We start from the raw sequence: 4,731 nt of genomic DNA, 5'->3' as shown, positions 1-4,731 counted from the left end.
AGTTTTTCGGTGATTAATTGGTTTTAAGAACCCAAGGCCCTTTTGCACTCCTACGCATTTGGGCCTTTATTTTTATCATTATGGAAAAAGAAGCGTTTTATTTCCCGCATTTTTGCAATGCAAGGCACGACCGTAAAATTAGACGGTTACGCAGAGAATTAGGAGTTGAGGGGTACGGCATTTATTTCATGCTTTTAGAGACATTAAGAGAACAGCAAGACTTAGTTTATCCTTTGGAAGACTTGGATTTGTTAGCGGACGAATTTGGTGTGTCAGAGGCAAAGATTCGAGTGACCGTATGCAATTACGAATTGTTTGAAATTGACAACGACGAAAAGTTTTTTTCCCCTAAAATGTTGGTTTACTTAGAGCCATATTTTCGCATGAAAGAACAACGTAAATTGGCCGGAAAAGCATCGGCCGACAAACGATTGTCCAACGACCGTTCAACGACCGTTCAACAAAAGAAAGGAAAGGAAAGTAAAGAAAAAGAAAGTAAAGTAAATAAAATAGTAATAGAACAAGTAGCAGTTCCTACGGAACGCGACGTTTTATTTCAACGATGGTTTGATTATAAGAAAAGCAAAAAATCAACCTACACAGAAATCGGAAAAGCGCAATTGATAAAAGATTGGTCCGACAAAAGTGACAACGAATTGAAAGAGGCAATTGACCATTCGATTGGAAACAATTACCAAGGTTTATTTGCACCGAAAAAAAACATAGGTGTTGACACAACCAAAAAAATTGGTAAGTTTGAACAAAATATTATAAACCTACAACAAGCCAAAGCGGCAATTGATAAATCACACGACGATGGAACTTACAACAACCCATTCGATTTCCTCTAATCTTTCACCAACCGAAGCGAAAATAATTGAACTTAGCAAAGGGCAAGTATTGAAAACGCTTACGAAGAAAGAAAAAAGCGAATTAGCTTTTCGAATTTGGACCCGAATCAAAATCAAACTTGGATTACGAAACGAAAATGTTGCAGAGGAGCAAGCCCAAATCTTTAGTATAAGCGACGATTTAGAGTCGTTCGGTACATTGACACCGGAAGAAGTAATTGAGGCCGTAAAACGCGGATTACAAGGGGAATATCAAGGCGATGACAAGCAAGTCTTTTTTAATTCACCAAACTTTTGTCAATGGTTAAAAAAATACCGCGACAAAGACAAGCGCGAAGTTATTGGGAAGGTCCATAATTCCTACGTCGAAACACCGCCATTACCGGTCCCCGAAGACAATGTTTTAAAAAAGCAGGCAATTGATATTTTAAATGATTATGCGGATTTGATTTCAAAAAATCCACAATACAAATTCACGCAAGGCGGGCTTGACCATTTGTACGACATAGCCCAAAAGTTTAATTTAATTACGACAAGCGTGGAGGCAAAAAAAGAGGTGTGGGATAGTTTGGCAAATATTGAAAATCGGGAATTAAGAATTGTAAAATCAAAATCGGAATGTTACAAGCGAGCCATTTATGACATGGTAAATTTTGAAACACGTTTAGACAAAGAAGGTAAAATAAATCAGATGTAGTATGAAAAACGAAGTTTTTAACATGGATTGCATTGAAGGTATGAAGCAATATCCTGACAATTATTTTGAGCTTGCGATAGTTGATCCGCCTTATGGTATAAATGCTGATAAAGCACAGAATAAAGCAGCGGAATCTAGAATAAAAGCTCAAGGTAAATCAAAAGCAGGAAGAGGATGGAAACAATACAAACAAACAGAATGGGATAATGATATTCCAAAAAAAAATTATTGGGATGAATTATTTAGGGTTTCTAAAAATCAAATTGTATGGGGAGGTAATTATATGACAGAATATTTAAAACCAAGTATGGGTTGGATTTTTTGGGATAAAGGTCAAAGAGAATTTAGTCTAGCTGATGGAGAATTAGCTTGGAGTTCTTTTGATAAAGCAATAAGAGTTTTTGATATGTCAAGAGGAGAAGCTTTAGCTAAAAATAATGAAGGCGGTGGGAGATTTCATCCTACACAAAAACCAGTCAAACTTTATAAGTGGCAGTTACAAAACTATGCTAAAAAAGGCGATAAAATACTTGATACTCATTTAGGTTCCGGAAGTTCAAGAATTGCCGCTTACGATATGGGATTCGAATTTATTGGATTCGAATTAGATAAGGATTACTTCAAAGCAAGCGAGAAAAGATTTCAGCAGCATATTGCACAATTAACTTTATTTTAAAATGAAATCTAAAAACTATTTAATCATTTTAGCAGTCACGGGCATCGCATTATTTTTTTGGTTAGAATCTAAAAATCAAGAACCAAAAGAAGACAATCGAATTCACACATGGAGGTATAAAAAATTTTCAATGGAAGTTGGAAGCGATGAGTGGAACGGAAAATTGGAACAAGGCGAATACACAAAATCGGGAATCTTAATAATTAAGCAAAATGGAAAATAAAGAAACGGCAGTAGAATGGTTAATTAGTCAACAAAAACATAATAAATTTTATGATATTAAAACTATTGAACAAGCCAAAAAAATGCAGAAAGAGCAGATTATAAATTCCTTTGATTCAGGGTATTTTAATTATGAAGTATTGTTTTATGATAACGCAGAAGAATATTATAATGAAATTTATGGCACGATATCCTAAATTAAAAAATCATAATTTGTCATGTCCAATTTGCGGAGAAAAACAAAGCCTTGATTTAGTTCAAAGGATGTTTTCGAAATCAAACAACGTCCATTCGGTTTCATTGAAATGCGATTGCGACAATACGATTATGGTTTACATTACATCAACCGGATTCTATTCGGTTAAGCGTTACAATTGGGAGCAAAAAATTAAATATTTCAGGTCCCGCAGATTAGCACAAAAGGAATCAAACAAATTTTCAAGTGAGATATGAATATAGATAAAAGACAAGTTTACCACGACCATAAATTGGAGTGTACTGAATGCGGAAAGACTAACGACGCGCAAGTGATTTTGAGAATGTTTCACAAGAGCGGGAACCGATATACAATGTCATATCGATGCGACCATTGTGACGAAAGGCAAGTGGTATTTTTAAGCGGTTACGGATATTTTTATTTCCGACCTTACATTGATTTTAAGAGAAACCGAATGATTCGGAACGGATGGGTTCAAAAACGTTTTTATAAAAATTCGCCATGTTTGAAATAATTTATGGGCAGGTACCAAGCAAATCGAATTGCTATCGATTCGGAAACGGAAAGGTTTACAAGGCCGAACACTTAGTTCAATACGAAAAGGATTTTCAAAAGCAATGTGTCAAATATCGAAACAAAAACATCGACACAAATTTTGGATTGCATGTAAAGGTGTTTTACAAAGACAAACGTTCGGACCTTGACAATTCATTGAAAGTGATTTTGGATTGCCTGCAAAAATGCGGGGCTATTCGCAACGACAACAAATGTATGCGGATTGTGGCTTACCGGTACATTGACAAGGTAAATCCGAGAATTGAATACGAATTAATGATAATTGATTAATCAAATTTTTTCGATGGGATTACCTTCAAATTGCCAAGCGGCAGTAAATTGGATTGACGAACAATTAGCCAAGCCAAACATTTATGATTTTAATCTTGGCAACGGGGTAATCGTCAACGATTTACATAAGTGCCTGACAACCAAACGAGAAAGAATTTTGGAAATGTCAAATTATAATCAGAAAATTGTATTTTTACATACGAAACTTATCAAAGACAAATTGACAAATGGGTAAATTATCAGAAAAAGAAACGATTGTCATTTATTGCGGGCTTGTGAACGCACTAATCGACCACATTGACGTCGACTTTCGTCCGTCAAAATTCAACCGTCAAAACGTCAAATTTTTATCCAACAACCTTTTGAAAGAATTGTTGAAAATGGAGGCAAGCATTTACGAGGGCCGCGAAGAAGTTGAACTTGAGGTCACCGAGCAATATGTGGAGGCAGGTAAATTCATGTTGAATTTTTTTAAACTTGGATTGGAAATGACTGAAATGGACGTCACACGTCAAATGAATATGAATGACGAACTAAACTTTGTATTGAGAAAATATGGAATCCAACAAGAATTTTAATCCGATACGTCCGGGCCATTACAAGGGAAACCAATTTGAGGCGATAGACATCATAAAAGACTACGACTTAGGGTTTTGCTTGGGTAACGTAATAAAGTACGTTTTAAGGGCAGGCAAAAAGGAAAACAAAAAACAAGATTTGATGAAAGCCATCGAATATTTAAAAATGGAAATACAAGACTTATGAGACCCGACGAACGCGCCGCATTCTTATGCAATCATGCAAACTTTTTTTGTAAGGATCGAGACAAGGCAAAGGAATTGGCATTGTTGATTTGTGAGATAGTAATGAACGACCGTGGAGGCGAAGAAAAGGCCCACTATTGGAAATTAGTAATCGAAGAAATCTACAAATTATAGGATGGACCAAATATTTGCCAACCATAAGCATTGGGTGAGAATCGTCGAAAAGTTCGGTGGTCGTCATTATGCGGAGGACATTGTTCAAGAGGCATACATTAAGGTTTTAAAATTGAACAAGGAAATCAATGAGGCATATTTTTATTTCACATTGCGAAGTTTGACGATGCAATTGCACAAGCACAACGTCGTAAAGGTTGAAATTACAAGTGAAATTGAATACGAATTGGTTGACGAAGAATACGAAGACTTTACATTTGAGAAAATAAAACCATACATTGATT

General features: G+C 35.6%; 11 protein-coding genes. All 11 read left to right on the top strand.

Features of this window, described 5'->3' with window-relative positions:
• Positions 1–80: 80 nt before the first annotated feature.
• Positions 81–851 (top strand): DUF4373 domain-containing protein, encoded by a 771-nt coding sequence (locus ACIQ2X_RS13900; RefSeq protein ID WP_396179540.1) that lies wholly within the window; start codon positions 81–83, stop codon positions 849–851.
• Entirely contained in the window at positions 817–1,548 is a 732-nt protein-coding gene (locus tag ACIQ2X_RS13895) for a hypothetical protein (RefSeq protein WP_396179539.1), read from the top strand. Before ACIQ2X_RS13900 ends, ACIQ2X_RS13895 begins: the two co-directional genes overlap by 35 nt.
• 1 nt (position 1,549) lies before the next feature.
• On the top strand, positions 1,550–2,224 hold the full coding sequence (locus ACIQ2X_RS13890) for a DNA methyltransferase (RefSeq protein ID WP_396179538.1): 675 nt from the start codon (positions 1,550–1,552) through the stop codon (positions 2,222–2,224).
• Position 2,225: 1 nt separating this feature from the next.
• A complete protein-coding gene (locus ACIQ2X_RS13885; RefSeq protein WP_396179537.1) occupies positions 2,226–2,447 on the top strand; it encodes a hypothetical protein in 222 nt (73 codons plus the stop codon).
• Positions 2,437–2,643, top strand: a complete 207-nt coding sequence (locus ACIQ2X_RS13880; protein ID WP_396179536.1) for a hypothetical protein — start codon at positions 2,437–2,439, stop codon at positions 2,641–2,643. Before ACIQ2X_RS13885 ends, ACIQ2X_RS13880 begins: the two co-directional genes overlap by 11 nt.
• Before the next feature lie 521 nt (positions 2,644–3,164).
• Positions 3,165–3,509, top strand: coding sequence for a RusA family crossover junction endodeoxyribonuclease (locus tag ACIQ2X_RS13875; RefSeq protein WP_396179535.1), 345 nt, complete (start codon positions 3,165–3,167; stop codon positions 3,507–3,509).
• A 13-nt stretch (positions 3,510–3,522) separates the two neighbouring features.
• Positions 3,523–3,744, top strand: coding sequence for a hypothetical protein (locus tag ACIQ2X_RS13870; protein WP_396179534.1), 222 nt, complete (start codon positions 3,523–3,525; stop codon positions 3,742–3,744).
• The gene (locus ACIQ2X_RS13865) at positions 3,737–4,087 is read left to right on the top strand and encodes a hypothetical protein (RefSeq protein WP_396179533.1); all 351 of its coding nucleotides are present in this window, start codon (positions 3,737–3,739) and stop codon (positions 4,085–4,087) included. Before ACIQ2X_RS13870 ends, ACIQ2X_RS13865 begins: the two co-directional genes overlap by 8 nt.
• Complete coding sequence (locus ACIQ2X_RS13860) at positions 4,065–4,274, top strand: DUF3310 domain-containing protein (RefSeq protein WP_396179532.1); 210 nt, start codon at positions 4,065–4,067, stop codon at positions 4,272–4,274. Before ACIQ2X_RS13865 ends, ACIQ2X_RS13860 begins: the two co-directional genes overlap by 23 nt.
• Positions 4,271–4,447 (top strand): hypothetical protein, encoded by a 177-nt coding sequence (locus ACIQ2X_RS13855; protein WP_396179531.1) that lies wholly within the window; start codon positions 4,271–4,273, stop codon positions 4,445–4,447. The genes ACIQ2X_RS13860 and ACIQ2X_RS13855 overlap by 4 nt, the downstream gene beginning before the upstream one ends.
• Position 4,448: 1 nt before the next feature.
• A partial coding sequence (locus tag ACIQ2X_RS13850) for a hypothetical protein (protein WP_396179530.1) occupies positions 4,449–4,731 on the top strand: 283 nt, incomplete at its 3' end.

The sequence above is a fragment of the Flavobacterium sp. genome, assembly GCF_044368625.1.
In the GTDB taxonomy this organism is placed as follows: domain Bacteria; phylum Bacteroidota; class Bacteroidia; order Flavobacteriales; family Flavobacteriaceae; genus Flavobacterium.
Note: the sequence above shows the minus strand (reverse complement) of the source record. Positions and strands in the feature narration are given on the sequence as shown.